2 protein-coding genes are annotated in these 2,722 nt (G+C 61.4%); one reads left to right on the forward strand and one right to left on the reverse strand.

Features of this window, described 5'->3' with window-relative positions; all coding sequences use genetic code 11:
* Positions 1 to 1,817, reverse strand: a 1,817-nt coding sequence (locus E8A46_RS12640; RefSeq protein WP_291561026.1) for an ABC transporter ATP-binding protein/permease, incomplete at its 3' end; no start/stop codon positions are given.
* 196 nt (positions 1,818 to 2,013) lie between these two features.
* Here E8A46_RS12640 and E8A46_RS12645 point away from each other — a divergent pair.
* Positions 2,014 to 2,604 carry a PAS domain-containing protein gene (locus E8A46_RS12645; protein WP_291561028.1) on the forward strand — a complete coding sequence of 197 codons (591 nt, stop codon included), beginning with the start codon at positions 2,014 to 2,016 and terminating at the stop codon, positions 2,602 to 2,604.
* Positions 2,605 to 2,722 lie beyond the last annotated feature (118 nt).

Genomic DNA, 2,722 nt, shown 5'->3' on the forward strand with positions numbered 1-2,722 from the left:
AGATCCGGACGGTGACCAATGCTCAATACGGTCGTCTGCTTCAGCTCATCGTCGAACAGGCGCATGACGCGGCGCTGGCTGTCTTCGTCGAGCGCGGCGGTCGCTTCATCGAGAAACACCCAGCCCGGTTTGTGCAGCAGGAGGCGCGCGAAGGCGAGGCGCTCCTGTTCGCCGAGCGACAGTTCCTGGTCCCAGCGCTCGGTCCGGTCGAGCTTGGCCATGAGACTGCCGAGATCACACCGCTCCAGGGCTTTTCGAATATCCGCTTCGGGGAAAGCGTCGGCGGCGCTCGGATAGCTCAGGGCGTTGCGCAATGTGCCCAGCGGCAGGTAAGGCCGCTGCGGCAGGAACGCCATCTCCCCGGGCGGAGGCGTGAGGATGGTCCCGGAACCCCACGGCCAGAGACCCGCGACGGCGCGGAACAGCGTCGACTTTCCTCGACCGGTGTCGCCGACGATCAGCACGCGCTCGCCCGGTGCTATGCTGACGGTCGCGTCGTCGATAACGATGTGTCCGTCCGGCAGCAGGATGCGCACGCCCTCGAAAGCGAGATATCCTTTCGGGTGCAGCGCGTGTTTGATCTCCTCTGCGTCTGCCTCGATCGCCGGCAGGTTGTCGAGCGCTTCGCGGAAGCGGGCCACCCGGTGGACTGCGGCGCGCCAGTCAGCGAGCCGCGAAAAGTTGTCGACGAACCATCGCATCGCTCCCTGCACCTGGGTGAAGGCGCCTGCCACCATGATCAGGCCGCCCAGCGTCAAGCTGCCGCCGAAATAGGCCGGTGCGGCGACGAGTATCGGAACGACGAGCGACAGCCAGCCCGTGCCCGATGTGATCCAGGTGAGGTGGGCGAGCGAGGAGGAGATCCGCCGCATGGTATCCACGACAGCCGCGAGCGCGGCCTCGAGATGTCGTTGTTCGTCCTTCTCCCCGCCATGCAGCGCGATGCTCTCGCCGGATTCGTTGACCCGAACGAGGGCGAAGCGGAATTCCGCCTCGCGCGCATATCGCTCGCCATTCAGGGCAATCAGCGGCCGACCTACGAGCCAGGTCAGACCTGAGCCGATCGAGGCATAGGCCAGGGCACACCAGACCATGTAACCGGGAATGGCGATGTCGTAGCCCGCCACCTGGAACGTGACCTGCGCCGACAAGGCCCACAGCACCCCGACGAAAGCGACGATCTGAAGCAGGGAATAGACGATGCCGCAGCCGAGATCGGCGCTGTAGTCGCCGAGCAGACGGGTATCCTCCTGGATGCGCTGGTCCGGGTTGCGGCCGTACTGGCCGGCAAAGCTAAGCTGATAGACGCGCAACGGCTTGAGCCACTCGACCAGCAGGTGGCGGGCGATCCATTCACGCAACCGAAACTTCAGGCGCTCCTGGAGAAAGGTGTTTGCGACCGTGAGCGCCAATAGAACGGCAATGATGACAAGGAACGTCCAGAGATCATGGACAAAGCCCGACAGGTCCTTGCGGCCCACGGCGTCGAAGAATCGGCCGTTCCAATCATTGAGCTCCACCTGTCCGAACATGTTGGCAATGGTGACCGCGGTGGAGGCAAGGAAGATCGCCATCACCCATCGGCCGCCTTCGGCCCGCCGCAGTACACGGGCAAACAAGGTCAGGTCGCGGGCAAGATTGAAATCCTGCGCTGGTGCGGCCTTGATGAGTGCGTCCGCGAGAGCGGGTCTCACTATGACCGGAATTATCGGAATTATCGGCAATACCGGCTGTGCGGCCTGCGGGATCCCAGACGTTTCCTTCGCCGGAGGGTGTGCGGCCTGAGGGGTAAAGGTTGATCCAACTTCCGGCTTCATTCGTCTGCGTCCACCCCTGTTTCAGCCGTTCGATCATGGGATAAGTCAGCAGGTCCGGGTAATCTGAGCCTTGACTTACCGCAATGAATGGCCGTCGCAGCCCCGTAATTAACGCTATCATGGCGTTGATTCAGCAAGAAGTCCGCGCCACCATCATCTCTACATTGCCCGCAAGGCAGATTGTTCGACCCGTGGCATGTCGGAAATAACGAAAAAATCGGACGAGCAGCAAGACGCCGAAGCCGAAGTCGAGAGCTTTCGGAAGGACCTCGGCCCGTTTGTCGTTGCCGCCGAAACAACCCGAATGGCGATGTTGTTTATGGACGCGACCGAGCCCAACAACCCGATCATTTTTGCCAATGACAGCTTTCTCTCGTTAACCGGGTACAGCTGCAAAGAGGTGCTCGGCAAAAGCCTCAATTTTCTGATGGCAAACGGTTCGGATGCCGAGGCGCTGACGCGAATTAAAGCCGAGTTCGAAGGCTTGTCCAGCAGCGGGACGGAAGTTCTCTACCGCCGCAAGGATGGCAGCGAGTTCTGGGCCGCGCTCTTCGTCAGCCCGGTTCGCGATGCGGGAGGTAACGTTGTTCGGTATTTTGCATCGCTCATCGATCTCAGCAAACACAAGGAGGATGAAGTCCGGTCCAGGATGCTCATCGACGAGTTGAACCACCGCGTCAGGAATACCCTTTCAACGGTGCAATCGCGCGCGGTGCTTCGTCCTGGCGAATGGGAGTTGAAATCGCTCAATCCGTTTCGGTCGGCCCTAGCGCCGAGCATGTGGTGAGGAGGCCCAAGCTGAAATCAGCACAGCATCCCGACGCCAAGGCTTTTATTCCCGCCTCGGTATTGCTTCAGCGGCTGCACGACGAGGCGCCGACTGATCACTTTACCCTGGGCTGGCT

Source organism: Bradyrhizobium sp. (assembly GCF_004799445.1).
Classification (GTDB): Bacteria; Pseudomonadota; Alphaproteobacteria; order Rhizobiales; family Xanthobacteraceae; genus Bradyrhizobium.

Excerpts from the sequence above, each read along its gene's own strand:
- E8A46_RS12645 (WP_291561028.1), top strand. The coding sequence starts at position 2,014 with ATGTCGGAAATAACGAAAAAATCGGACGAGCAGCAAGACGCCGAAGCC.